The sequence below is a fragment of the Streptomyces sp. NPDC001668 genome, assembly GCF_042893155.1.
Taxonomy (GTDB): domain Bacteria; phylum Actinomycetota; class Actinomycetes; order Streptomycetales; family Streptomycetaceae; genus Streptomyces.
On the sequence record NZ_JBIAUQ010000001.1, the window covers coordinates 927,794 to 952,960 of the forward strand.

At 70.8% G+C, this 25,167-nt stretch carries 24 protein-coding genes and 1 tRNA gene; 13 read left to right on the forward strand and 12 right to left on the reverse strand.

Translation table 11 applies throughout. The annotated features are described in order from the left end of the window. Positions 1 to 66: 66 nt before the first annotated feature. On the reverse strand, positions 67 to 2,799 hold the full coding sequence (gene aceE / locus ACFYZ8_RS04150; RefSeq protein ID WP_388538442.1) for a pyruvate dehydrogenase (acetyl-transferring), homodimeric type: 2,733 nt from the start codon (positions 2,797 to 2,799) through the stop codon (positions 67 to 69). A 373-nt stretch (positions 2,800 to 3,172) separates the two neighbouring features. On the opposite strand from aceE, the gene ACFYZ8_RS04155 reads away from it, so the two are divergent. The 6 genes from ACFYZ8_RS04155 (at position 3,173) to ACFYZ8_RS04180 (ending at position 7,671) form a co-directional block, all read left to right on the forward strand. Then, entirely contained in the window at positions 3,173 to 3,604 is a 432-nt protein-coding gene (locus ACFYZ8_RS04155) for a DUF3052 domain-containing protein (RefSeq protein ID WP_020116104.1), read from the forward strand. 110 nt (positions 3,605 to 3,714) lie between these two features. Then, entirely contained in the window at positions 3,715 to 4,173 is a 459-nt protein-coding gene (locus tag ACFYZ8_RS04160) for a peroxiredoxin (RefSeq protein WP_359032619.1), read from the forward strand. Positions 4,174 to 4,287: 114 nt separating this feature from the next. Further along, positions 4,288 to 4,863, forward strand: coding sequence for a TerD family protein (locus tag ACFYZ8_RS04165; RefSeq protein WP_359032617.1), 576 nt, complete (start codon positions 4,288 to 4,290; stop codon positions 4,861 to 4,863). 142 nt (positions 4,864 to 5,005) lie between these two features. Next, on the forward strand, positions 5,006 to 5,581 hold the full coding sequence (locus tag ACFYZ8_RS04170; RefSeq protein WP_359032615.1) for a TerD family protein: 576 nt from the start codon (positions 5,006 to 5,008) through the stop codon (positions 5,579 to 5,581). Between the two features lie 125 nt (positions 5,582 to 5,706). Continuing rightward, on the forward strand, positions 5,707 to 6,846 hold the full coding sequence (locus tag ACFYZ8_RS04175) for a DUF475 domain-containing protein (protein WP_359032613.1): 1,140 nt from the start codon (positions 5,707 to 5,709) through the stop codon (positions 6,844 to 6,846). An 87-nt stretch (positions 6,847 to 6,933) separates the two neighbouring features. Further along, entirely contained in the window at positions 6,934 to 7,671 is a 738-nt protein-coding gene (locus tag ACFYZ8_RS04180) for a Tellurium resistance (protein WP_388538439.1), read from the forward strand. Between the two features lie 6 nt (positions 7,672 to 7,677). Here the strand turns inward: ACFYZ8_RS04180 and ACFYZ8_RS04185 are convergent, their stop codons facing one another. Beyond that, positions 7,678 to 8,472, reverse strand: a complete 795-nt coding sequence (locus ACFYZ8_RS04185) for a TerD family protein (RefSeq protein WP_388538437.1) — start codon at positions 8,470 to 8,472, stop codon at positions 7,678 to 7,680. 206 nt (positions 8,473 to 8,678) lie between these two features. On the opposite strand from ACFYZ8_RS04185, the gene ACFYZ8_RS04190 reads away from it, so the two are divergent. The 3 genes from ACFYZ8_RS04190 to ACFYZ8_RS04200 are packed head-to-tail and all read left to right on the forward strand — an operon-like array spanning position 8,679 to position 13,171. Beyond that, entirely contained in the window at positions 8,679 to 9,842 is a 1,164-nt protein-coding gene (locus ACFYZ8_RS04190; RefSeq protein WP_359032607.1) for an HpcH/HpaI aldolase/citrate lyase family protein, read from the forward strand. 24 nt (positions 9,843 to 9,866) lie between these two features. Next, complete coding sequence (locus ACFYZ8_RS04195; RefSeq protein WP_388538435.1) at positions 9,867 to 12,335, forward strand: phosphoribosyltransferase; 2,469 nt, start codon at positions 9,867 to 9,869, stop codon at positions 12,333 to 12,335. After that, on the forward strand, positions 12,335 to 13,171 hold the full coding sequence (locus ACFYZ8_RS04200; protein ID WP_359032603.1) for an HAD family hydrolase: 837 nt from the start codon (positions 12,335 to 12,337) through the stop codon (positions 13,169 to 13,171). Before ACFYZ8_RS04195 ends, ACFYZ8_RS04200 begins: the two co-directional genes overlap by 1 nt. On the opposite strand, the gene ACFYZ8_RS04205 is transcribed toward ACFYZ8_RS04200, so the two are convergent. Together ACFYZ8_RS04205 and ACFYZ8_RS04210 are read right to left on the reverse strand one after the other, a co-directional pair. Next, on the reverse strand, positions 13,146 to 13,772 hold the full coding sequence (locus tag ACFYZ8_RS04205) for a DedA family protein (protein WP_388538433.1): 627 nt from the start codon (positions 13,770 to 13,772) through the stop codon (positions 13,146 to 13,148). The two genes, ACFYZ8_RS04200 and ACFYZ8_RS04205, sit on opposite strands and share 26 nt — an antisense overlap. Before the next feature lie 57 nt (positions 13,773 to 13,829). Further along, the gene (locus ACFYZ8_RS04210) at positions 13,830 to 14,045 is read right to left on the reverse strand and encodes a zinc ribbon domain-containing protein (RefSeq protein ID WP_388538431.1); all 216 of its coding nucleotides are present in this window, start codon (positions 14,043 to 14,045) and stop codon (positions 13,830 to 13,832) included. A gap of 105 nt (positions 14,046 to 14,150) precedes the next feature. On the opposite strand from ACFYZ8_RS04210, the gene ACFYZ8_RS04215 reads away from it, so the two are divergent. Together ACFYZ8_RS04215 and ACFYZ8_RS04220 are read left to right on the forward strand one after the other, a co-directional pair. Next, positions 14,151 to 15,776 (forward strand): alkaline phosphatase D family protein, encoded by a 1,626-nt coding sequence (locus tag ACFYZ8_RS04215; RefSeq protein ID WP_388538429.1) that lies wholly within the window; start codon positions 14,151 to 14,153, stop codon positions 15,774 to 15,776. A gap of 177 nt (positions 15,777 to 15,953) precedes the next feature. Continuing rightward, entirely contained in the window at positions 15,954 to 17,318 is a 1,365-nt protein-coding gene (locus ACFYZ8_RS04220) for a carbohydrate-binding protein (protein ID WP_388538428.1), read from the forward strand. 84 nt (positions 17,319 to 17,402) lie between these two features. Here the strand turns inward: ACFYZ8_RS04220 and ACFYZ8_RS04225 are convergent, their stop codons facing one another. The 7 genes from ACFYZ8_RS04225 to ACFYZ8_RS04255 form a co-directional block, all read right to left on the reverse strand. Then, the gene (locus ACFYZ8_RS04225) at positions 17,403 to 18,500 is read right to left on the reverse strand and encodes a serine hydrolase domain-containing protein (protein ID WP_388538427.1); all 1,098 of its coding nucleotides are present in this window, start codon (positions 18,498 to 18,500) and stop codon (positions 17,403 to 17,405) included. Then, the gene (locus ACFYZ8_RS04230; RefSeq protein ID WP_359032591.1) at positions 18,497 to 19,417 is read right to left on the reverse strand and encodes a DUF6895 family protein; all 921 of its coding nucleotides are present in this window, start codon (positions 19,415 to 19,417) and stop codon (positions 18,497 to 18,499) included. Before ACFYZ8_RS04230 ends, ACFYZ8_RS04225 begins: the two co-directional genes overlap by 4 nt. After that, positions 19,414 to 20,406 (reverse strand): DUF6895 family protein, encoded by a 993-nt coding sequence (locus ACFYZ8_RS04235; protein WP_359032589.1) that lies wholly within the window; start codon positions 20,404 to 20,406, stop codon positions 19,414 to 19,416. The genes ACFYZ8_RS04230 and ACFYZ8_RS04235 overlap by 4 nt, the downstream gene beginning before the upstream one ends. Continuing rightward, complete coding sequence (locus tag ACFYZ8_RS04240; RefSeq protein WP_359032587.1) at positions 20,403 to 21,116, reverse strand: hypothetical protein; 714 nt, start codon at positions 21,114 to 21,116, stop codon at positions 20,403 to 20,405. The genes ACFYZ8_RS04235 and ACFYZ8_RS04240 overlap by 4 nt, the downstream gene beginning before the upstream one ends. 13 nt (positions 21,117 to 21,129) lie before the next feature. Beyond that, complete coding sequence (locus tag ACFYZ8_RS04245; protein WP_359032584.1) at positions 21,130 to 21,318, reverse strand: hypothetical protein; 189 nt, start codon at positions 21,316 to 21,318, stop codon at positions 21,130 to 21,132. 135 nt (positions 21,319 to 21,453) lie between these two features. After that, a complete protein-coding gene (locus ACFYZ8_RS04250) occupies positions 21,454 to 22,830 on the reverse strand; it encodes a hypothetical protein (protein ID WP_388538424.1) in 1,377 nt (458 codons plus the stop codon). A 79-nt stretch (positions 22,831 to 22,909) separates the two neighbouring features. Further along, positions 22,910 to 23,680 carry a DUF4097 family beta strand repeat-containing protein gene (locus ACFYZ8_RS04255; protein WP_388538422.1) on the reverse strand — a complete coding sequence of 257 codons (771 nt, stop codon included), beginning with the start codon at positions 23,678 to 23,680 and terminating at the stop codon, positions 22,910 to 22,912. A gap of 214 nt (positions 23,681 to 23,894) precedes the next feature. Here ACFYZ8_RS04255 and ACFYZ8_RS04260 point away from each other — a divergent pair. Further along, a tRNA-Val gene (locus ACFYZ8_RS04260) sits at positions 23,895 to 23,966 on the forward strand. 64 nt (positions 23,967 to 24,030) lie between these two features. Here ACFYZ8_RS04260 and ACFYZ8_RS04265 read toward each other — a convergent pair. Then, on the reverse strand, positions 24,031 to 24,369 hold the full coding sequence (locus ACFYZ8_RS04265; protein WP_359032578.1) for a hypothetical protein: 339 nt from the start codon (positions 24,367 to 24,369) through the stop codon (positions 24,031 to 24,033). 178 nt (positions 24,370 to 24,547) lie between these two features. Between ACFYZ8_RS04265 and ACFYZ8_RS04270 the strand changes: the two genes are divergently transcribed. Then, positions 24,548 to 24,973 (forward strand): DUF6003 family protein, encoded by a 426-nt coding sequence (locus tag ACFYZ8_RS04270; RefSeq protein WP_388538420.1) that lies wholly within the window; start codon positions 24,548 to 24,550, stop codon positions 24,971 to 24,973. The last annotated feature ends 194 nt before the right edge of the window (positions 24,974 to 25,167 follow it).

Here is a 25,167-nt window from a genome sequence, read left to right on the forward strand (position 1 = left end):
GAAGGGCGGTGGGGCCACAGGCACCCACACCGCCCTTCGTCCGTCCGTCCAGGCCGAGCGCAGCGGCTACGCGTCGCCTCCCGCCGCACCCGGGTCAGCAGCCGAGACATCCAGCAACTGGTACCGGTCGATCGCCTGCTTCAGCACCGACCGGTCCACCTTGCCCTCCCGCGCCAGCTCCGTCAGCACGCCCACCACGATCGACTGCGCGTCGATGTGGAAGAACCGCCGCGCCGCACCCCGGGTGTCCGCGAAGCCGAACCCGTCCGCGCCCAGGGACTGGTACGTGCCCGGCACCCACCGCGCGATCTGGTCGGGAACCGACCGCATCCAGTCGGAGACGGCCACGAACGGACCCTGCGCCCCGGCCAGCTTCCGCGTCACGTACGGCACCCGCTGCTCCTCCTCCGGGTGCAGCAGGTTGTACTCCTCGCAGGCCACGGCCTCGCGCCGCAGTTCGTTCCAGGAGGTCGCCGACCAGACGTCCGCCTTGACGTTCCACTCCTCGGCGAGGATCTTCTGCGCCTCGACCGCCCACGGCACGGCCACACCGGACGCCATGATCTGCGCCGGGATCGACCCCGAGGTGCCCTCGGAGAAGCGGTAGACGCCCTTGAGGATGCCCTCGGCGTCGACGTTCGCGGGCTCGGCCGGGTGCTGGATGGGCTCGTTGTAGACCGTGAGGTAGTAGAAGACGTCCTCGCTCTCCGGCCCGTACATCCTGCGCAGACCGTCCTGCACGATGTGCGCGATCTCGAACCCGAACGCCGGGTCGTACGCCACGCACCCCGGGTTGGTCGAGGCGAGCAGCTGCGAGTGGCCGTCCGCGTGCTGGAGGCCCTCACCGGTCAGAGTCGTACGGCCCGCGGTCGCGCCCAGGACGAACCCGCGCGCCAGCTGGTCCGACATCTGCCAGAACTGGTCACCGGTGCGCTGGAAACCGAACATCGAGTAGAAGACGTAGACCGGGATCAACGGCTCGCCGTGCGTGGCGTACGCCGAACCCGCGGCGATGAGGGAGGCCGTGCAGCCCGCCTCGGAGATGCCGTCGTGCAGCATCTGCCCGGTCGGCGACTCCTTGTACGCGAGCAGCAGTTCCCGGTCGACCGACTCGTACTGCTGACCGAGCGGGTTGTAGATCTTCGCACTCGGGAAGAACGAGTCCATGCCGAAGGTGCGGTACTCGTCCGGCGCGATCAGTACGAAGCGACGTCCGAGTTCCTTGTCCCGCATGAGGTCCTTGAGGAGCCGTACAAAAGCCATGGTGGTGGCGATCGACTGCTGGCCCGACCCCTTCTTCACGGTCGCGTACGTCTTGTCGTCCGGCAGTGCGAGCGGCTTGGCCCGCACGACACGCGTCGGGACGTAACCACCGAGGCTCTTGCGGCGGTCGTGCATGTACTGGATCTCTTCCGAGTCCCGGCCCGGGTGGAAGTACGGCGGGGCGCCGCTCTCCAGCTCCTTGTCGGAGATCGGCAGGTGCAGCCGGTCGCGGAAGCCCTTGAGGTCGTCGACCGTCAGCTTCTTCATCTGGTGCGTGGCGTTGCGGCCCTCGAAGTTCGGGCCCAGCGTCCAGCCCTTGACGGTCTTGGCGAGGATGACCGTCGGCTGGCCCGTGTGCTCCACGGCCGCCTTGAACGCCGCGTAGATCTTCTTGTGGTCGTGACCGCCGCGGCCCAGGTGCAGGATCTGGTCGTCGGTCATGCCCTCGACCATGGCGCGCAGCCGCTGGTCGTCGCCGAAGAAGTGGTCGCGGATGTAGGCGCCGGACTCGGTGGCGTAGGTCTGGAACTGCCCGTCCGGGGTGGTGTTCATCCGGTTGACGAGGATGCCGTCGCGGTCCTGTGCGAGCAGCGGGTCCCAGGTCCGGTCCCAGATCAGCTTGATCACGTTCCAGCCGGCGCCGCGGAAGACCGACTCCAGCTCCTGGATGACCTTGCCGTTGCCCCGCACCGGGCCGTCGAGGCGCTGGAGGTTGCAGTTGACGACGAAGGTCAGGTTGTCGAGACCCTCGCGCGCGGCGATGGTCAGCTGGCCGAGCGACTCGGGCTCGTCCATCTCGCCGTCGCCGAGGAACGCCCACACATGGGACTTGCTCGTGTCGGCGATCCCGCGCGCGTGCATGTAGCGGTTCATCCGGGCCTGGTAGATCGCGCCGATCGGGCCGAGGCCCATCGACACGGTCGGGAACTCCCAGAAGTCCGGCATCAGCCGCGGGTGCGGGTACGAGGACAGCCCGTGCGGGGCCTTCGACTTCTCCTGGCGGAACGCGTCCAGGTTGTCCTCGCTGAGGCGGTCGAGCAGGAACGCGCGCGCGTAGATGCCCGGGGAGGCGTGGCCCTGGAAGAAGACCTGGTCGCCGCCGTCGCCCTCGTCCTTGCCGCGGAAGAAGTGGTTGAAGCCGACGTCGTAGAGGGACGCGGAGGAGGCGAAGGTGGCGATGTGGCCGCCGACGCCGATCCCGGGACGCTGGGCGCGCGAGACCATCACGGCCGCGTTCCACCGGGTGGCGTTCAGGATCTTGCGCTCGATCTCCTCGTTGCCCGGGAAGAACGGTTCAGCCCTGGTCGGGATGGTGTTCACGTAGTCCGTGCTGCGCATCTCGGGCACGGCCACGCGCTTCTCGCGGGCCCGCTCGATGAGCCGCAGCATCAGATAGCGGGCCCGCTCCCGGCCGCGCTCGTCCACGGCGGCGTCGAGGGAGTCGAGCCACTCCTGGGTTTCCTCGGGATCGAAGTCAGGAACCTGACTCGGAAGGCCGCCAATGATGATCGGGTTGCGATCGGATCCGGAAGCCACGCTGTTCCTTACCTGTCAGAGGGCCGTATTTCTAGATGTGTGCACCGCTCCCCATCGTGTACCTCGGGGGGCCAAACGTCATCTCTACTCCGGGGTAACCCGAGGCCCTGTACCCGGGTATGGTTCCCAAACACGCAAAGAGGGCAGAAAGGTGTGGCATGCGTCACGGCGTGACCGCGATGATGTGCCTGGAGTTGCGGTGACACGTTCCGGAACGTCACCGTTTCGGCGGTCTGAAACGCCGGGTACTTGCGCGATCCGCCCCGCCCGTGTGGACTACGGCCAATGCTTCGCGCACGCGCGTGGCTGAGACTTCCCGGAGCCCGAGCGGCCTGGGGGGACCCCATTCAAAGACAAGATCAGGAGGCAACCCGTGAGCGCGACCGCGGACCACGCGGAGACGAGCCCTGCCGTGAGGCTGGGGTTCCAGCCCGAGCAGGTGGTCCAGGAGATCGGCTACGACGACGACGTAGACCAGGAACTCCGCGAGGCCATCGAGCAAGTCATCGGCAGCGACCTGGTGGACGAGGACTACGACGACGTCGCCGATGCCGTGGTGCTCTGGTTCCGTGACGAGGACGGCGACCTGACCGATGTGCTGGTGGACGCCACCACGTACATCGAGGAGGGCGGCTCGATCCTGTTGCTGACGCCGAAGACCGGCCGGGACGGCTACGTGGAGCCGAGCGACATCTCCGAAGCCGCGACGACGGCAGGCCTGTCCGCCTCCAAGAGCGTCAGCGTGGGCAAGGACTGGAGTGGCAGCCGGCTGGTGACGCCCAAGGCGGCCAAGTCCAAGAAGTAGCCCCGTGGGACCGGACGGGCCGGCGCGACCGGCCCGTCCGCCTCCCCGCGCTGATCGCTGCGTAGGGTGGTTCCGTCACTCGAACAGCCCCCCGAAGGGACATCCACGCGATGGCGATCCAGGTCGGCGAAAAGGCCCCCGACTTCGAGCTCAAGGACAACCACGGCCGGACCGTGAAGCTGTCCGACTTCCGCGGCAGCCAGAACGTCGTGCTGCTCTTCTACCCCTTCGCCTTCACCGGCGTGTGCACCGGTGAGCTGTGCGAGCTGCGTGACAACCTTCCGCAGTTCTCGGACCGCGACACCCAGCTGCTCGCCGTCTCCAACGACTCCATCCACACCCTGCGCGTCTTCGCCGAGCAGGAGGGCCTGGAGTACCCGCTGCTGAGCGACTTCTGGCCGCACGGCGAGGTCTCCCGCGCCTACGGCGTCTTCGCCGAGGACAAGGGCTGCGCGGTGCGCGGCACCTTCGTCATCGACAAGGAGGGCGTGGTGCGCTGGACCGTCGTCAACGCGCTGCCGGACGCCCGTGACCTGAACGAGTACGTGAAGGCGCTCGACACCCTCTGAGAGCTCGACACCCGGTGATTGTTCGCCTCCAGGGACTGCGTGGGCCGGGAACCCGTCACTAGGATCGAATCGTTGATCCGGCAGCATCAGACACAGCGAACCTATGGAGGACTCGTGGGAGTCAGCCTCAGCAAGGGCGGCAACGTATCGCTGACCAAGGAGGCCCCGGGCCTGACCGCGGTCATCGTCGGTCTGGGGTGGGACGTCCGCACCACGACCGGCACCGACTTCGACCTGGACGCCAGCGCGCTGCTGCTGAACGCGGCCGGCAAGGTCGCCAGTGACGCGAACTTCGTCTTCTTCAACAACCTCAAGAGCGCGGACGGCTCGGTCGAGCACACCGGCGACAACCTCACGGGTGAGGGCGAGGGCGACGACGAGCAGATCAAGGTCGACCTGGCGAACGTCCCGGCCGACGTCGACAAGATCGTCTTCCCGGTCTCGATCTACGAGGCCGAGAACCGCCAGCAGTCCTTCGGCCAGGTGCGCAACGCCTTCATCCGCGTCGTGAACCAGGCGGGCGGCGCCGAGATCGCCCGCTACGACCTCTCCGAGGACGCGTCCACCGAGACCGCCATGGTCTTCGGCGAGCTCTACCGCAACGGCGCGGAGTGGAAGTTCCGCGCCATCGGCCAGGGCTACGCCTCGGGCCTGCGCGGTATCGCCCAGGACTTCGGCGTCAACGTCTAGGACCCGTTCAGACGTCCAGGACCTGTTCACCGGTCGGCCTCGGACCGGCCCCGGCTCTTTTGCTCCGGCGCCGCACCGTTTGCGTGCGGCGCCGGACGCGCAGGTACAGCACAGCAGCACACTCTCGGGGAGGGAACAGCACATGGGCGTCACGCTCGCCAAGGGAGGGAACGTCTCCCTGTCCAAGGCCGCACCCAACCTCACCCAGGTGATGGTCGGACTCGGCTGGGACGCGCGCTCCACCACCGGAGCCGACTTCGACCTCGACGCCAGCGCACTGATGTGCAGTGGCGGACGGGTCCTGGGTGACGAGTACTTCGTCTTCTACAACCAGCTCCAGAGCCCGGACGGCTCGGTCGAGCACACCGGCGACAACCTCACGGGTGAGGGCGAGGGCGACGACGAGTCGATCCTGGTCGACCTCTCCAGGGTGCCGGGCGCCTGCGACAAGATCGTCTTCCCGGTCTCCATCCATGACGCCGACAACCGCGGCCAGACCTTCGGCCAGGTCAGCAACGCCTTCATCCGCGTGGTCAACCAGGCCGACGGCCAGGAGCTGGCCCGCTACGACCTCTCCGAGGATGCCTCCACCGAGACCGCGATGATCTTCGGCGAGCTCTACCGCTACCAGGGCGAGTGGAAGTTCAGGGCGGTCGGACAGGGATACGCGTCCGGCCTCAAGGGCATCGCCCTGGACTTCGGGGTCAACGTCTCATAACGCGTTATGAGCAAAAGCCGGGGCCGGGTGGGGCTTCGAGGGTGCCCGACTACACTTCGCTTCAAAGTTTCGTAAAGCCGAGTGCGGCACGGGGGTCCCCCGTACACGTACGGATTGGGTAGCCAGTGGTTCTCAAAACCTTCGGCTGGTCGTTCGCGGTCACCGCGCTCGGCCTGGTCGCTGCGGTGCTCTACGGGGGGTGGGAAGGTTTCGGGGTCGTGGCGATCCTCTCCATCCTCGAGATCTCCCTGTCGTTCGACAACGCGGTGGTCAACGCCGGGATCCTGAAGAAGATGAGTGCCTTCTGGCAGAAGATCTTCCTCACGATCGGCGTCCTGATCGCGGTCTTCGGCATGCGGCTGGTCTTCCCCGTCGTCATCGTCGCGATCAGCGCCAAGATGGGGCCCATCGAGGCGGTCGACCTCGCGCTCAACAACAAGGACCACTACCAGGAGCTGGTCACCGACGCGCACCCGGCGATCGCCGCGTTCGGTGGCATGTTCCTGCTGATGATCTTCCTGGACTTCATCTTCGAGGACCGCGACATCAAGTGGCTGGCCTGGCTGGAGCGGCCGCTGGCCAAGCTCGGCAAGGTCGACATGCTGTCGGTCTGCATCGCCCTGATCGTCCTGCTGATCACCGCGTTCACCTTCGCCACCCACGCCCACCAGCACGGCGGCACGCATGTCGACAAGGCGCAGACCGTCCTGATCTCCGGTATCGCGGGCCTGATCACCTACATGATCGTCGGTGGTCTCTCCGGCTACTTCGAGGACAAACTCGAAGAGGAGGAGGAACGCGAGCACGAGGAGGAGGAACGGGCCGAGCGCGAGGGCAAGCCCAAGTCGGCCGTCAAGCTGGCCGGCCAGGCCGCGTTCTTCATGTTCCTCTACCTGGAGGTCCTCGACGCCTCCTTCTCCTTCGACGGTGTGATCGGCGCCTTCGCCATCACCAACGACATCGTCCTGATGGCGCTGGGCCTCGGTATCGGCGCCATGTACGTCCGTTCGCTGACCGTGTACCTGGTCCGCCAGGGCACCCTGGACGACTACGTCTACCTGGAGCACGGCGCCCACTACGCGATCGGCGCCCTCGCGGTGATCCTCATGGTCACCATCCAGTACGAGATCCACGAGATCATCACCGGCCTGGTCGGTGTGGTCCTGATCGGCTGGTCCTTCTGGTCCTCCGTCCGCCGCAACAAGGCGCTCGCGGCCGCCGAGGGAAAAGCCCAGGCGAAGACTGAGGTCTCGTCCGGGGTGTGACACCCTCCCCGGTGAGGAACGCTCTGAGCGGGGCGGCCGGTCTCCGGCCGCCCCGCCGGTTTCTCCACAGTGGACATGGGGGCGGGAATGGGCTTCTTGGACGGACTCCGGGGCGGCCGCGAGGTCGACTTCGACTCGGGCAGCGCGGCCAGCAACGCGATCGAGCTGACCAAGCGGCACAACCGCGTCTCGCTCACCAAGCAGGGCGCGGCGACCGGGAACCTCCGCATCAACCTGACCTGGCGGATGCGGACCTCCGACATCGGGGGCTCACAGCGTCAGTCGCTGCTGCGGCACCCCTTCAGGGCGCTCAAGCCGCCGGAGGTCCTCGGGCACAGCCAGAGCATGGTCAACGTCGACCTCGACCTCGGGTGCCTGTACGAGCTGACCGACGGCACGAAGGGGGTCGTACAGCCCCTCGGCGGGCTGCTCGGGGACGTCAACGCGCCGCCGTACGTGAAGCTCAGCGGGGACGACCGGTTCGGGTCGGCGTCCGGTGAGACGATGTACGTCAACCTCGACCACCGGGACCAGATCAAACGGCTGCTGGTCTTCGTGTACATCTACGACCAGACGCCGGCGTTCGACCGTACGCACGCGATCGTGACGCTGTACCCGAGCAACGGGCCGCGGATCGAGATAGGCCTCGACGAACGGCATCCCCAGGCCAGGTCGTGCGCCGTGGTGATGATCGAGAACGTCAAGGGCGAACTCGTCGTACGGCGCGAGGTGCAGTTCGTGTACGGCTTCCAGGGGGAGCTGGACCGGCTGTACGGATGGGGGCTGCAGTGGGGGCGGGGCTACAAGGCGAAGGCGGACCGGTGAGCGCCGCTACCGTCCGATGAACTGCGGTCCCTGGGGAGGCAGGCGGAACTCCGCCCCGGCCGGCACCGGGGCCACCGGCGGCGGGTATCCGTAGCCCGAGGCCGCGGGCACGGGGGCCGTGGCCGGGGTCGGCTGCTGGGGGTAGCCGTAGGCCTGCTGGGTCGGGACCGAGGCGGCCGACTGGGCCGGCTGCTCCGGGGGGAGGGGGAACGACGTGGGCTCCGGCTGGGGCGGGGTCTCCTCGAGGTCGGACTCGTCCACCACGATGCCGTGGTGCGTGGCCAGGCCCTGGAGGCCCTCCACATAGCCCTCGCCCAGGGCGCGGAACTTCCACCCCTCGCCGCGCCGGTACAGCTCGCCGCAGATCAGGGCCGTCTCCTCGCCGGTCTCCGGCTTGATGTCGAAGTAGAGCAGCGGCTCACCGTCGACCGAGGCGTCGTACAGCAGGATGCGCAGGCCCTGTACGCGGCCGAACGTGGCGTTGTCCTCCGTGGGGTCCACCGACGCGACCAGGAGAATCTGGCTGACGTCGGGCTCGACACCGGCGAGATCTGTCTGGATCGTGTCGGTGGGGCCCTCGGCGACGCGCTTCTTGCCGAGGAGCCACACCTTCCCCGAGGGGTGCCGGGGCTGGTTGTAGAAGACGAAGTCCTCGTCGGACCGCACGCGACCGTCGGGGCCGAGGAGGAGCGCCGAGGCGTCGACGGCCGGGACCCCCTGCCCGGCTGCCCAGCGGACCACGGCGCGTACCGTGGTGGCTTCCAGCGGGACGTTCGACCCCTTCAGCATGGCGTGCGTCATGCGGTCATCCTGCCCTCTCGGTCCTGATCACGACAACGCGGGGGTGCGGGACACCGGTTCATGTCGTACCGGTGTCGACATGGCCGTGCTTGTCTGCGTTACCTGAAATTCATGCCCGGTGGGAACCTGGGACATGGGTACCTACGTACTATTACCGGCCACCTGTGAGCCCTTCGCAGGCGTCACAGCAACCACGGGGGAGTCATATGCGTCATTTCGGGCACATCGCCCCTGAGGTGCGTCAGCGCCTCTTCCATCAGCAGCCCTGCGAGTTCGCCGCGGACTCCCCGTCCCGGCTGCTCTCCGCGGCTCTGGGCGCCACGCTCTACAGTCCGGCCACGCGGCCGCGGCTCGCCGACGACATCGTCAAGCAGACCGGACGCGGCGTGGTCTCGATGGTGCTGTGCCTGGAGGACTCGATCGGTGACGAGGACGTCGCCGAGGGCGAGGAGAACCTCGTCCGGCAGTTCACGGACCTCGCCGGACGGCAGGTGGACCTGCCCCTGCTCTTCATCCGGGTCCGTCACCCCGAGCAGATCCCCGACCTCGTACGACGGCTCGGCCCCGCCGTGCGGCTGCTGTCCGGATTCGTGCTCCCGAAGTTCACCGAGGAGCGCGGCATCCCCTTCCTGGAGGCCCTCTCCGGCGCCGAGGCCGTGAGCGGACACCGGCTGTTCGCCATGCCGGTTCTGGAGTCGCCGGAGCTGCTCTACCGCGAGACGCGCGTGGAGACCCTGGAGGGCATCGCGCGCGCGGTGGACAAATACCGCGAGCGGGTCCTGGCCCTCCGTCTCGGCGTCACCGACTTCTGCTCCTCCTACGGCCTGCGCCGCGCCCCCGACATGACCGCCTGGGACGTCCAGATCGTCGCCTCCGTGATCGCCGACGTGGTGAACATGCTGGGCCGCGCCGACGGCACCGGCTTCACCGTGACCGGGCCGGTCTGGGAGTACTTCCGGGTCCAGGAGCGCATGTTCAAGCCGCAGCTGCGCCGCAGCCCCTTCCTGGAGGGGCAGGCCGAGGAGCTGCGCGAGGCGCTGATCGAGCACGCCATGGACGGGCTGCTGCGCGAGATCACCCTCGACCAGGCCAACGGCCTGCTCGGCAAGACCTGCATCCACCCCTCCCACGTGCTGCCCGTGCACGCGCTGTCCGTGGTCAGCCACGAGGAGTTCAGCGACGCGCAGGACATCCTGCGGCCCGAGCGCGGCGGCGGCGGGGTGCTCAGGTCCCAGTACACGAACAAGATGAACGAAGTGAAACCGCACCGCGCCTGGGCCGAGCGCACCCTGCTGCGCGCCGAGGTCTTCGGGGTGGCCAACGAGGACATCGGCTTCGTGGAGCTGCTCGCCGCCGGAATCTCCGGCTGACCATCAGTGGACACCAAGGGACGTATGAACAAGGCAGTGAACGACGGGACACCGGGCGAGGTCTGGTCGGGGACGTGGGTCGCCGACCGGCTCGGCGTCGAACTCGTGGGCGACGACCGGCTGACCGACCTGCTGGGACTGGCCCTGCGCCGCAACCCCAAGCGGGCCCACCTGCTGGTCTCCCATGTGCTGGGCAAACACGTCCCACAGTCGCCGTCGGTGGTCTACGGCCACGGTCTCGCCCTGGGCCGCAGGGTCCGCGACCTGCTCGGCGACGAGGAGGCGGCCCGCGCGGTCGTCCTCGGCTACGCGGAGACGGCGACCGGACTCGGCCACTGTGTCGCCGACGGCCTCGCCCTCGCCCCCTACCTCCACTCCACCCGCCGCCCGGTCCCCGGCGTGGCCCCCGCGGGCGGCTTCGAGGAGTCCCACTCCCACGCCACGTCCCATCTCCTCCTGCCGGAGGACCCCGCCCTGCTGGTCGGCGACGGTCCCCTGGTCCTGGTCGACGACGAGTTCTCGACGGGCAACACGGTCCTGAACACGATCAGGGATCTGCACGGCAGGTACCCACGGGGGCGGTACGTGGTGGTCGCCCTGGTGGACATGCGGTCGGAGGCGGACGCGGGGCGCCTGGAGGCTTTCGCGCGGGAGATCAACGCGCGGGTGGACTTGGTGGCAGCGGCATCGGGCACCGTACGCCTGCCGGAGGGAGTGCTGGAAAAGGGGCAGCACCTTGTATCGAGGTACGAGGACGCCAACCCAGGGGCGCGGGGAACTGCGCGACAAGCCCCCACGCACCCGCATCCGGCATTCAACCGCGTGGACCTCTGCTGGCCCCGAGACCTCCCCGACGGCGGCCGCCACGGCTTCACCCCGGCACACCGAATACGCCTGGAGAACGCCCTCCCCGCGATGGCCGCAAGACTCGCCGAGGCCCTCCCGAGGAACGCCCACCGCGTACACATCCTCGGCTTCGAAGAGCTGATGTACGCCCCCCTCAGACTCGCCCGGGAACTCGAACAGGTCGCCCAGGACACCGAGTTCACCTACTCCACCACCACCCGCAGTCCCGTCCTCGCCGTGGACGACCCGGGATACGCGATCCGCACCCGCCTCACCTTCCCCGCCCACGACACCCCCGCCGACGGCCGCGGCGACCGCTACGCGTACAACGTCGCAGGCGCCGCCTTCGACGCGGTGGTCGCGGTCGTCGACTCCACCGCCGACACCCCCGAACTGCACGCCCCCGACGGCCTGTTGGCGCAGCTCGCCGAACACACGCCGCACGTCGTCCTGGCGGTGGTCCCCAGCTACACCCCCGAAAGGCCCCCCATGCTCCCCGAGCCCCTCCGCGGCCCCGCGTTCTCCTCCTACGCCCCTGAGGACGTCGGCTGGCTGCTCCAGGACCTCTCGGACGTCACCCTGGAGGCGCCGACCGAGGAGCGCGAGGAGGCCATCCAGAGCGGCGGCGCGCACTACGCGGAGTCGCTGCCGATGGAGTACCAGGCGAGCGACCAGTACCAGGAGCTGTTCCGGACGGCCCTGAAGGAGTCCTCCGCGAGGCTCGCCCAGGCCGTCGGCGCCGTCACGGAGATCGTGCTCCAGGAGCGCTCGCCCCGCCCCGTCCTGGTCTCCCTCGCCCGCGCCGGCACCCCCGTCGGCGTCCTGATGCGCCGCTGGGCGCAGTTCCGGCACGGCCTCGACCTGCCGCACTACGCCGTCTCGATCGTCCGCGGCCGCGGTATCGACGCCAACGCGCTGCGCTGGCTGGCCGAACACCACGACCCGGCCGACGTCGTCTTCGTCGACGGCTGGACCGGCAAGGGCGCGATCACCCGCGAACTGACGGAAGCGGTAAGGAAGTTCGAGGCCGAGGGCGGTCTCGTCGGCTTCGACCCGGAGATCGCCGTACTGGCCGACCCGGGCTCCTGCGTGAAGACGTACGGCACCCGTGAGGACTTCCTCATCCCCTCCGCGTGTCTCAACTCGACGGTGTCCGGCCTGATCTCGCGTACCGTCCTGCGCGCGGACCTGGTCGGCCCGGACGACTTCCACGGCGCGAAGTTCTACCGCGAACTCGCGGGCGCCGACGTCTCGGTGGACTTCCTGGACGCCGTCGCCGCCCGTTTCCCCGAGGTCGTCGAGGCGGTCGGCACCCAGGTCAAGGAGCTGCTCTCCGGCGACCGCGAGCCCACCTGGGAGGGCTGGGCCGCCGTCGAACGCATCAGTGAGGAGTACGGCATCCACGACGTCAACCTCGTCAAGCCGGGCGTCGGCGAGACCACGCGGGTGCTGCTGCGCCGGGTGCCCTGGAAGATCCTGGCCAGGGCGGGTGCGGGCGCGGACCTGGACCACGTACGCCTGTTGGCCGAGCAGAGAGGCGTCCCGGTGGAAGAGGTCGCCGAACTCCCGTACACCTGCGTGGGGTTGATCCACCCCAAGTACACGCGGGGCGCGACCGGCGCCGACGGCAGGGCGGTGGCGGTCTGATGCCCGCTCAGATCCAGGGCCAGGCTCCGGTGATGGTCGCCAGCGACCTCGACCGCACCCTCATCTACTCCGCCGCCGCCCTCGCGCTGACCATGCCGGACGCGCGGGCGCCCCGGCTGCTCTGTGTCGAGGTGCACGAGAGCAGACCACTGTCGTACATGACGGAGACGGCGGCGGAACTGCTCTGCGAGCTGGGGGACGCGGCGGTGTTCGTGCCGACGACGACCCGCACCCGCAAGCAGTACCAGCGCATCAACCTGCCCGGCCCCGCGCCGGCCTACGCGATCTGCGCGAACGGCGGCCATCTGCTGGTCGACGGCGTCACCGACCTCGACTGGCACGCGCGGGTCACCGCACGCCTCGCCGACGAGTGCGCCCCGCTGGAGGAGATCCGCGCGCACCTCCAGGAGACGGCCGACCCGCTGTGGGTGCGCAAGCACCGGATCGCCGAGGACCTCTTCGCCTACCTCGTCGTCGAGCGCGAACTGCTGCCCGAGGACTGGGTGAAGGAGCTCGCGGTGTGGGCCGAGAACCGCGGCTGGACGGTCTCCCTGCAGGGCCGCAAGATCTACGCCGTGCCGAAGCCGCTCACCAAGAGCGCGGCCGTGCGCGAGGTGGCCCGGCGTACCGGCGCCGCGCTGACGCTGGCCGCGGGCGACTCCCTGCTCGACGCCGACCTGCTGCTGGCCGCCGACCGGGGCTGGCGGCCGGGGCACGGGGAACTGGCGGACGTGGGCTGGACGGCCCCCGCGATCAGCGCGTTGCCGGAGCGGGGTGTCGCCGCTGGGGAGCGGATCCTCAGGGAGTTCCTCAGGACGGTTCGGACGCCTCAGTAGAGGAGGGCCGCCGCCGCAGCCGTACGGCGACGAACGTCACGATCGCGAGCGCGGCGGCTCCGAGGACGGCCTTCGAGTACGCGGACACGACGTCGGTGACCTGGGCCCAGTTGGCGCCCAGGGCGTGGCCCGTGAGGACGAACGCCGTGTTCCACAGGGCGCTGCCGAGGGTGGTCAGGGCCAGGAAGACGGGCAGCGGCATGCGTTCGACGCCGGCCGGGACCGACACGAGGCTGCGGAAGACCGGGATCATCCGGCCGAAGAACACCGCCTTGGGGCCGTGCCGCAGGAACCACGCCTCGGTCCTCTCGATGTCCGCGACCTTCACCAGGGGCAGCCGGGCCGCGAGCGCCACCGTGCGGTCCCGGCCGAGGAGCGCGCCGACGCCGTAGAGCGCGAGGGCGCCGGTCACCGAGCCCGCCGTCGTCCACAGCAGCACGGCGACCAGGCTCATCCGGCCGGTGCTCGCCGCGAAGCCCGCCAGCGGCAGGATCGCCTCGCTCGGGATGGGCGGGAAGAGGTTCTCCAGGGCGATGGCCACCCCGGCGCCGGGCGCGCCGAGGGTGTCCATGAGGCCGTTGACCCAGTCGATGACGGACATGGGCCCACGCTAGGGAAGCCGGCCTGAAGGCAGCCTGAAGAAGCCTCCGTACGGCGGTCAGCCGCAGCAACCGCCGCCGCAGCACCCTCCGCCGCCCGCCTGCGGCGCCGGGGCCGGCGCGGACGCCGAGCCGCCCACCGCCACCGTCGACAGCAGCTTCACGGTGTCGTCGTGGCCCGCCGGGCAGTCGGCGGGGGCGGCGGACTCGGCCATGGGACGGCTCAGTTCGAAGGTGTCGCCGCAGGTCCGGCAGCGGTACTCGTAGCGAGGCATGAGGACAGGTTAACCGGCACTCCGAGAGGCATGTCCGATTTCTGATCTTTGTCTGGTTAGCATGCGGGGGTTCTCTGTCGGCGACCAACCGCGGGAGGAGCCCCCTTGGCTTCACGACACGACCCCGAACTGCGCACCGCCGCACGGCACTTCGGGCGGCGCCGCTTTCTCACGGTCACCGCCGCGGCCGCCGCTCTCGCGTTCGGCACCCAGCTGCCGGCCCGGGGTGCGTCGGGCTCCGGCGAATTCGACGCGGCGCGCATCGACAGCGACCCGTTCACCCTCGGCGTCGCCTCCGGGGACCCGCTGCCCGACTCCGTGCTGCTGTGGACCCGGCTCGCCCCCGACCCGTTCGAGCCCGACGGGGGCCTGCCCGAGCAGTACGTCGTCGTCCAGTGGGAGCTGGCCTCCGACGACCGCTTCACCGCGCCCGTCCGCAGCGGCGTCGCCATCGCCTACCCCGAGTACCACCACACCCTGCACATCGACGTCCCGGGCCTGGAGCCGGACCGCGTCTACTACTACCGCTTCCGGGCCGGATCGTGGATGAGCGAGACGGGCCGTACCCGCACGGCACCGCTCACCACCACCGCCACCGCGTCCCTCACCTACGCCGCCGTCTCCTGCCAGGCGTACTTCGACGGGTACTACACGGCGCACCGCCATCTCTCCGAGGAGGACGTCGACGTGGTCCTCCACCTCGGCGACTACCTGTACGAGTACGCCGTGAACCCCACGGGCGGCCACCGCGCCTACACCGACCGCAAGCTGCCCGACCTGTTCAACCGCGAGGCCATGACGCTGGAGGACTACCGGCTGCGGTACGCCCTCTACAAGAGCGACCCCGACCTGCGGGCGGTCCACGCGGCCCACCCCTTCGTCGTCACCTGGGACGACCACGAGGTCGAGAACAACTACGCGGACGCCGTCAGCGAGAACAACGACCCGCCGGAGGAGTTCCTGCTGCGCCGCGCCGCCGCCTACCGGGCCTACTGGGAGAACCAGCCACTGCGCGCCGCACAGCTGCCGAACGGCCCCGACGCCCAGCTCTACCGCCGGCTCCAGTGGGGCACACTCGCCCAGTTCGACGTCCTCGACACCCGGCAGTACCGCTCCGACCAGGTGTACGCCGACACCAAGCACACCGGCGGCCCGCTTCAGGACGACCCGGCGCGCACCATCACCGGGGCGGCGCAGGAGAGCTGGCTCATCGACGGCTGGCGCGACTCGCGGGCCCTGTGGAACGTGCTGTCCCAGCAGGTCTGCTTCTCGCAGCGCAAACTCGACCTCACCGCCGAGCCGCAGATGTCCATGGACGCCTGGGACGGCTACCGGGCCTCGCGCCGCAGGGTCCTCGACGGCGCCAAGTCGGCCGGGGTCGAGAACCTGGTGGTGATGACCGGGGACGTGCACGTCGCCTACGCCTTCGACATCAAGGACGACTTCGACGACCCGGCCTCCAAGACCCTGGGCACGGAGTTCACCGCCACCTCCGTCGCCAGCGGACGGGACGGCGCCGAGAAGCCGCCCACCTGGGACACGTACCTGAAGGCCAACCCGCACCTCAAGTTCTACGACGGCCGCCGCGGCTATGTGCGGGTCACCCTCGACCGGCAGAAGGCGCGGGCCGACTTCAGGACCGTGTCCGCCGTGACGACGCCGGGCGCGCCGGTCACGACCGCCGCGTCCTTCGTGACGGAGGCCGGAAACCCGGGCCTCGCACCCGCGTGAACCGCTGCCGGGCCCACCGGTAACCGGTGGGCCCGCCCGGCGGCATCCCGTGCTCCGCCGGGCGGCCCCTTCTTGTCGTCCGATGCGCGGAACAGGGCGGGCGGCGGGCATCCTCCACCCCCTTTCCGGCAAGACCTGGGGATTCGAGACCTTTCCCCTCCCCCCAGGAGACGCCTGATGGCCCTCAGACATGCTTCAGCCGGCTGTGCCGCGGTAGCGGTACTCGGCGCACTCGTGCTCACGGGACTGCCCGCGGCCGCCGCCGTCGAGCCCCCCGCGCCCACGCCGGCGCCCTCCGCCGCCGAGACGCTCGGCGCGAACAGTCCGTCAGCCGTGGTCCTGAGGGCGCTGGAACGTGATCTGAGCCTGACCGAGGCACAGGCCAGGACGCGCCTGGTGAACGAGGCCGACGCGGGCACCCGCGCCGGCCGGCTCCAGAACGCGCTGGGCAAGCGCTTCGCGGGAGCCTGGGTGAGCGGCGACACCTCCGCCGACCTCACGGTCGCGACCACCGACGTCGCCGACAGCCCGGCCATCGAGGCCGGGGGAGCTAAGGCCGTGGTCGTCACCAACCCCCTGGCGGACCTGAAGACCGCCAAGTCGAAGCTGGACGCCGCCGCGACGGGCAAGGCCCTCGACACACCGGTCCGGTACATCGACGTACGGACCAACCGGGTGACCGTGCAGGCGACCAGCCGCGCCGCCGCGGACACCCTCGTCGCGGCCGCCGGCGTCGACAGCGCGCTCGTGGACGTCAAGGTGTCGGCCGACCGGCCGCGCGCCCTGTACGACATCCGCGGCGGTGACGCCTACTACATCGACGGCACGGCCCGCTGTTCCGTGGGGTTCGCCGTCACCAAGGGCGAGCAGCAGGGCTTCGTCTCGGCCGGCCACTGCGGGAAGGCGGGGTCGAAGACCGCCGGGTTCAACCAGGTCGACCAGGGCACCTTCCAGGCGTCCGTCTTCCCCGGGCAGGACATGTCCTGGGTGGCCGTCAACAGTGACTGGACCGCGACGGCCGCCGTCAAGGGCGAGGGCGGCCAGGACGTCCAGACCGCCGGCTCGGTGCAGGCCCTGACGGGCGCCGCGGTGTGCCGGTCCGGTTCCACCACGGGCTGGCACTGCGGCACGATCGAGCAGCACGACACGAGCGTCAGCTACGCCGAGGGCACCGTCGACGGCGTGACCCGTACGACGGTGTGCGCCGAGCCGGGCGACTCCGGCGGCTCGTACATCTCGGGGGCGCAGGCCCAGGGCGTCACCTCCGGCGGCTCCGGCGACTGCACCAGCGGCGGAACGACCTTCTACCAGCCGGTCAACCCGATCCTCAGCACCTACGGCCTCACCCTCAAGACCAGCACGGCCGAGAGCGGCACCCCCGCCCCGCAGGACGGCCAGGAGGGTGCGTGGGCCGCGGGGCAGGTGTACGAGGTCGGAGCGCGGGTGACCCACGACGGCGTCTCGTACGAGTGCCTGCAGACCCATCAGGCGCAGGCCGCGTGGCAGCCCGCCCTGACGCCGGGGCTGTGGCAGCGCGTCTGACGGGGCGGTGAGGCAGCGAGGGGCGGGGTCCGCGAACCCCGCCCCTCGCACCGTGTCGTCGGGCGTGCCCGGACCGTGGCGTCGCTACGGCCCGGCCAGCAGCGCGTACGCGGTCGGCACGAAGACGTCGCGGGCGCGGAAGCGGCGGGTGCACATGGCGGCCAGGGCGGTGCCGGTGTCGGGCCGGAAGCCGAGGAAGGCCTGCTGGCCGAGGGTCGCCCCGCCGTGGAAGTACATCGGACCGTGCTCGGTGGGGTGCTGGAACCACGCCACCGTGTGCACGTGCCGGTGCCCGAGCCCGCGCCGGAGCACAGGGCGGCGTACCGCGCGCAGCGCACCGGTCAGGGGGCGGCCCGACGGGTCCAGATGGGCTTCGAGGAACGTGAGCAGGTCGTGCGGGGTGGCCCGGACGGCGCCGGCCGCCTGGAAGCCGCCGACGACCAGCGAGGGCACGGGCGTTGTGCCGTCCCCGCGGTGTCCGGTGGCGTCGGTGTCCGGGCCGCCGGGGACGAGGGTGGCGTCGCTCAGCCCGAGGGGGTCCAGCACCTGGCCGGTGAGCAGTTCGTCCCACGGCGTGGCGGTGGCCGCCGTCAGGGCGTGGCCGAGGACGGCGACACCGAAGTTGGAGTAGTGCCAGCGGGTGCCGGGCCGGTGACCTCGCCGGTGGCGCAGGAAGGCGTCGACCACGCGCTCGGCCGGATAGCGGGCGTACGGGTTGGTGTGCCAGGCCGGCAGCGCCCGGACGAAGAAGTCGGCGGGCAGGGCGGGCAGTCCGGAGGTGTGGGTGATCAGGTGGGCGAGGGTGACGGGGTCCGCGCCGGGCCGCCGGGCCGGGTCCAGCAGGGTGGCGGCGGGCTCGCCCGCGGACAGCAGGCCGGTCTCGGTCAGGTGGGCCAGCAGGAGTCCGGTGAACGTCTTGGAGGCCGAGCCCATTTCGTAGCGCAGTCGCTCGCGGGGGACGGGCGGGGGCGGGGCGGTGCCTCCGGTGCGTACGGTGCGGCGGCCGTGCCGGGAGAGGGCGAAGACGACGTCGGGCGCGTCCACGGCGTCGACGGCCGCGTCGAGTCGGCGCAATACCGCCTCGTCGTCTGTTGCCGGTGGGTCCTCGGGCGGCAGTGCGCCGGTGACGTCGGGCGGGCCGCCCGGCCAGGGAGCGGGACGCACGCCTGGGCGGGCCGTCATGACGCCGTGTGCGCCAGCTGGGTCAGGGCGCGGGACGTGGCGAGGACGGAGGCGAAGGCGGCGACCAGCGTCGGGTGGTAGACGACGTCGAAGACCTCGTCCGGTCCCCCCTGCGGCATGGTGCGTACGGCGGGCATCGCGCCGTCGGGCTGCTGCGCGGCGGCGAAACCCTCCCAGGCCCGCTCGTCGAAGGTGGGGCGGGGCAGGCACGCGTCGACGACGAGCAGTTCGCCGAGCAGGTCCCAGCGCTGCAGGTCGAGCCAGTCGTCCAGCCAGACCGGCAGCCAGTCGGCGAGGTAGCCGGCGATCCCGGCCGGCAGACCGTCCGGGTTCTCGCCCCAGTCGGTGAGGTGGAAGACGGTGTGGGTGATGTCGTAGGCGATGTGCCCCTCCACCGTCCAGGGCTCGGGCGAGCGCCCCAGCCAGGTCGCGCCGACGACCTCGGCCTCCGGCACCGGGGGAGTCAGGCCGAAGCGGCGCTGGAACGCGGACAGGCCGAGGCGGCGGACCGGTGACATCTCCAGGGCGGCATAACCGTCCAGGCGTTGGTTGAGCCGGAAGGCGCGCTCGGCCTCGGGGCAGGAGTAGCCCAGCTCCTTGAACGGCAGGTACACCTCGAAGGGGATGGGCGAGATGGGCTCGGTGAGCTGGCCGCGCACCAGCATCCGGCCGCCGTCCAGCGTGTCGCGCCAGGCGTGGTCGATCAACTGCCGTGCCAGCGTGGCCTGCCGGGACCCGGCCACTCCTTCGCGGAACAACACCTTGCAGATGAGGGCCAGTTCGCCGACCGGCTTGAAGCGTTCCAGGAAGCCGACCTCCGGGTCGACGTCCGACTCCAGCCGGAATCCGTCGCGGTGGGCGTGCAGCCACTCCAGGGCGCCGGCCCCGACCTGGTGGATGAGACGCGTGTCGGTCATCCCGGCACTCCCTGTCCGCCGTCCACCGCGCCCGCCTGCGTGTCCCCGGCCGCCTCGCGCAGCCGGTCGACGGTCAGCACGGCGGCGAAGGCCGTCATCAGTGTCGAGTGGTAGCAGTCGATGAAGTCGGGGGCGGTCGTACGGCTGCCCCGTCCGCCGACCTCCGGGACCGCGCCCGAGTCGTCCTGGGCCACCGAGAGCCGCGCCCAGGCCTCCTGGAACAGGGCGCGCTCCGGCGGGCCTGGCAGGCTGCTCGCCACGGCCAGCAGTTCGCAGCTGAGGTCCCACTGCTCGTCCTCCAGGCAGGTGTCGAGCCAGGGCGCGAGCCAGTGCCTCAGGTAGGCCGCGACCGGCGGGGGCACGGCCTGCGGGGTCAGACCCCAGTCGGTGAGATGGAAGATCACATGGGTGAGCGTGTAGCCGGCGGCCAGTTCGAACGTCCACGGCTCCGGCAGCGCGGCGAGCCAGGTGCGGCGCAGGGCCCGCGGCATGTCCTCGTGTTCGGGGATGCCGCTGCGGCGCTCGGAGTTGAGCACGCTCAGACGCCGGTTCGGTTCCTGCTCCGTCATGTGCCAGCCGCGGGTCCGGGCCACCGTCGCGGTGGCGCGCTCGTAGCCCTCGTGGCGCAGGCCCGCCGACGCGAACGCCGCGTACACCTCCAACGGGTAGGTGGCGAAGGGTTCGAGCCGCTGCAGCTCGGTGAACAGGGCGCCGCGGCCGGTCTGTTGCCACGCGAACGACAGCAGGTCGGAGGCGAGCACGTGGAGCGGGTCGGCCGGATCGGTGTGCCGTCGTACGCAGACGCACACCTGGGCCAGTTCGCCCAGCGGCTTCCAGGTGGTGTTCACGTTGCCGTGCTCGGCGAGGGCGTCGTCGCCGAGGGCGAATCCGTCGCGGTGGGCCGACACCCAGGTCAGCGCGGCCTCGCCCAGCTCCCGGACCCCGCGCGCCTGGAACCCGTGCGTGGGCCGGACCTCGTGCGCCGTCACACCGGCACTCCGGTCCGCATCAGCTGAGCGGCCTCGACCTGGAGCGCCACGCGGGCGTCCGCGCCGCCCATCTGCGCCACGAACTCCAGTCCGGTGTCCAGGCCCAGGGTCTGCGGCACCCCGTCGAGGAGGATCAGCCAGCGTCCCGCTCCGGCCGCCTGGAGCCAGTCGCGGCGGCGGACCGCCCGGACGAATCCCCGGGCGACGTCGAGCGGGCGGCCGCGTGCCACCCGGGCCACCGCGCAGTCCTCGCCGGGCAGCGCGAGCGGGGCGAGCACCGCGAGTTGGTGGGTCAGGAACTGCCATGGTGCGTCGTCGAGCCAGGCCGTGCCGGGCTCGGTGTCGTCGTCCCACGCTCCGTCGAGGGAGGCGTCCAGCCGCAGGAGCGCCCGCCGCATGGCCCAGTGGCTCCACCGGGAGGTGGGAGGGGCTTCGGCGGGTGGCGGGTAGGCGTGCACGGCCTTGCTGAACACCGCGAGGTCGGCCGGTTCGGGGGGCGGGCAGCGCAGCAGGGCGCTCGGCAGGACGGCGTCGGCTCCCACCACCCGTACGGCGGCGAGGGACGGGTCGGCGGCCGTCTCGGGGCCGTGCCCTTCCGTGACCGTGCCGGCCAGCCGGAAGCGGTCTCCGCTCCGAAGAGCGGAGACCAGTTCCGAGGTGAGGCCCTGCACTGCGCCCGCGAGGCGGGTCGAAGCGCCTGACTGCTCCATTCGGATTCTCCCGTCAGCCCTTCTTCGGCCGTGGCGTCGGAGGCGACAGCAGGAGGTTGCTCGACGAGGACGTCAGAGCAAGCGCCGCGCACTGACGGCTGTCGCGGTAGTGGCCGTCGGCCTCGACCGGGTCGAGAGCCGCCTCGACGTCGATGCCGGGAACCTCGGTGAGGTCCTCGAGCTGGAATTCGGTGGAAGACATACCACCATCTCCTTTGCGAGAGATATGAGGGTCTCAGTCCATGTCACCGCATTGGGGCGATCTATGCAAAAAAGGGTGATTTGTCTAGTTCGTGCGAGATTCAATCTCCTGCTCGCGAGTGGTTGACGAGCAGTTCTAGTGCGCGCCGCCGCGTTCCTCGCGGATCTGCGAGACCACCCGTGCCACCGACTGCCGTACCGCTTCCGTCTCGGTGAGGAAGTGCCAGTAGTCGGGGTGCCGGCCGTCCAGGATGGCGATCGCCCGGTCGAGGCGGGCCACGGAGTCGTCCAACGGGCGTGCGTGCCGTGGGTCGGGGGTGGTGCGCCCGCTCATGGCGAGGCGCTGGGCGTCGCGGATGGCGAAGCGGGTGCGGTCGATCTCCTGCTGCGGGTCCTTCTGCACGGCGTTCAGCCGGCGCAGCCGGTCGCCCGCCGCGGAGACGGACTCGTCGGTGGTGTTGAGCAGGGCGCGGACCGTGGAGAGCAGCGCGGTCGCATCCGGCCAGCGCTGTTCGTCGCGCGCGGCGCGGGCCTCCCGGAGCTTCTGCTCGGCCTGCCGTACGTTCTCCGCGGCCTGGTCCGGGACGTGTTGGAGGTCCTGCCAGCAGGCGGCGGCGAACCGGCGGCGCAGTTCGCTGAGGACCGGGTCGACCTGGCCCGCGCGGGTGGTGAGGGCCTCGGCGCGGGTGCGCAGGGAGACGAGCCGGTGGTCGATCTCCGCGGCCCGCTCCGGCAGCCGCCCGGCCTCGACCCGGATCGACTCGGCCTCCCTGGCGACCCGTTCGGCCCGCTCCAGGGTCTCGGGTACGCCGTGCTGTCCGGCACCCTGGTTGAGCTTCGTCAACTCCGGCCCCAGAGCGGCGAGTCGGGCGGCGAGGTCGTCCGCCTTCAGCCCCGACTCCCGTACGGCGTCCAGGGCGTTGGAGGCGGCCAGCAGCCCCTGCCGGGCCCGCTCCACGGCCGGGGCGAGACGGGCGAGCCGGGTCTCGGCCTTGCCGAGCAGCGGACCGAGGCTGTCGCCGAAACGGTCCAGCTCCGTCTTTACGTTGCCCAGCTCGTCCTTGGCCCGGGTGAGCTCGGTGCGCGCGTGCGCGGCGACCGAGGCCTCCAGGTCGTCCCGGTCGAGGTCATGGGCGTCCACGGCCTCGATGTAGCGCTGACTGGCCGCGTCGATCCGCCCGCTGATCGTCTGGAAGTCGGCGACCGCCCGCCGGGCGGCGGGGGAGTCGTCGACGGCCGTGATGGTCTCTATCGAGATCCGCAGATCCCGCTGGGCGGTGTCCAGTTCGTAGAACGCGGCGGCGGCGGCGTCCTTCGCGGCCTGCGCCTCGGCCCGCTGGCTCTCCGCGCGCCCGCCGAACCAGCGCCGGGTGCCGCCGCCGGCGAACGCTGCCGGCAGCGCGAGGGCGACGAGCACGGGCAGGCCGACGAGAGCGAGGGTGTCCCTGAGCGCCCGACGGTGTGCGCGCGGCACCGACGACGACGAGTACGACTGCGATGGTGTCGCCGTCACATCCCTCTCCCGTGCTGTGTTCGTCCTGGCGGTGCCCGGTGTCATTCTCCCACCGGTAAGGGACGAACACACGGGCCGGTCAGTTCGCGGTTCGCACCGTGATCTTCCCGTCTCCGCTCTGGGCGGACACGACGTGGCCGCTGGAGTCGGACCGGGGCACGGACACGTCCACCCCTCCGTCGCCGCTCCTGGTGTCCACGCGGTAGGTCGCCTTCGGCAGCTCCACGGTCACCGAACCGTCGCCGCTGCGGGTCTCCACCCGGTCCGGTACGGCGCCGAGTTCGAGGTGCAGCGAGCCGTCCCCCGTACGGGCGGTGACCCGGCGGGAGGTGACGTCGGCGCGCATCGAGCCGTCCCCGGTGCGCAGCTCCAGCGGTCCGCTGGAGTCGCTGACCCGCAGGGATCCGTCCCCGGTGCTGATGCTCAGCGGCCGGGTGAACCCCTTGGCCCGCACGCTGCCGTCGCCGTCCTGGACCTTCACGCTGATGTCCCGCGGCACCTCGATCCGGTGCTTGGCCGCGCAGTCGGCCACGACACCGCTGCACTTCATCCGCAGCACCAGCCGGTCGTCCTTCATCGACCAGGTCACCGCCGGGTCCTTCCCGAGCGCGACAGTCCCCTGGAACCAGCGGGTGACCTCGACCGTGCCCGACCTGTTCGAATCGGCGGCGATGATCTCCAGCGCCGAGTCGTCGGAGTCGACGGTCAGGGTGCGGCCCTGGAGGGCGAAGGACCTGTGGTCGGGGGTCTTGTCGTCCCCGGCTGAGGCACCGCAGGCGGTGGCCCCCGCGACGACGAGCGCGACGACCCCGGCCGCGGCGGCGGCACGTGCGGGAACGGAACGGACCATGACGATCTCCCCCCTGATCAAGCCCTGGCGGGCGGCGGCCGCGGGAACTCCGCGACCCTGCTTCGAGGCTAGGGACCGGGGCTCCCGGCGGGGATCCGGGCCGCTCCCGGATCCGGGGTGGGGTTTTCCCCCGTATCGACCCTGAGTCCCCGAGGGCTCGGAGTAAGGGTTTGCAGGACAGCCGCCCGGGCAAGGTAGGCTGTCGACTCGTCTCGGGTGCGTAGCTCAGGGGTAGAGCGCCTGCCTTACAAGCAGGATGTCGGCGGTTCGAAACCGTCCGCGCCCACACCGGGAGAAGGACCCCGGCCGATCTCGGCCGGGGTCCTTCGTCGTTCAGCGTCCTTCGCCCTTCAGCCCGCTTCCTGCCCGTTGGACGCGTGCTTCAGCACGGTGCGGGCGTCCACACGGTCCGGGGTCTCCACGTCCGTCCAGAAGCGGTGCGTGGTGACGAAGACCGCGAGTTCGTGCTCGCGCCGCCGGAGCTTCTCGACCTCGGCCTGTTCGTCGGGGGTCCAGCCGGGAGAGGCGGGGCGCTCCACCTTCCGCCAGCCGTTGTCGTCACTGAAGCCGTCCAGAGGCGCGACCGACCAGGGGAGCCGCTTGAGCAGGGCCGAGAGCTCGGCCCGGACCTGATGCAGCTCCTCCTGACCGGCGAGGAGGTCACTCGGAAAGTCATAGGTCTTAGCCACGACACAATGCTACGCCTGTTCGATTTTGGGTGGCGAGTGGCTTCAGGAGGTTCATGCGAACGGACGGTGGCGGGTGCCACACCGTCAGGGGCATCCTCGGTCACTCGCCGGACCCGAACATCAGCCGGGCGAGGCGGGGTAATGGGAGGTCGATCAGCCTGGTGAGAAGGAGCCGAGGATGACCGACGACGCCTATCTGTTCCTGCTCGACGACGCGTCCGCGCGGCTCGGCGTGGCCCCCGCCGCCGTCGGCGAGCTCGCGTGCATGGAGACTCCCGCGGTCCGCGCGTGGCTGGACGCCCAGGGAACCACGCCGACCTCCCCGCACCTGCGTCTGCTGCCGCCGGAGGAGACCGCCGCCCTGCCCGAGGGTGCCGAACGGCTGCCCGTACCGCTCAGCGACGAGGAGCTGAGCCGGGTCCGCCACCACCTGGCACCGGAGTCGCTCGCCGGGGTCGAGGAGGAGCTGCTCGCCTACCGCGACTGCGCGGACGGCCGGGACGGCCTGATCGGCCGCGCGCTGGCCGCCGGCGTGCCCCCGCACCGCATCGTCGAACTGACCGGCGTGGACTCGGCGACGGTGACGGCTGCGGCGCAGGGCTGACGGGGGGAGGGGGGAAGCCGCGGCGCGGGGCTGACGGGGACCGCGGTCCGGGCCTCTTGCCTCCGACGGGGAGACTGCCGTCCAGGTCTCGCACCGGGCTGGGAGATGGCTGCGCCCGGTCTCACACCGGGCCGGGAGGCCTCGGCGCGCCCGGTTTCGCGCCGCATGGGAGATGACCGTGCCCGGCCTGGCGG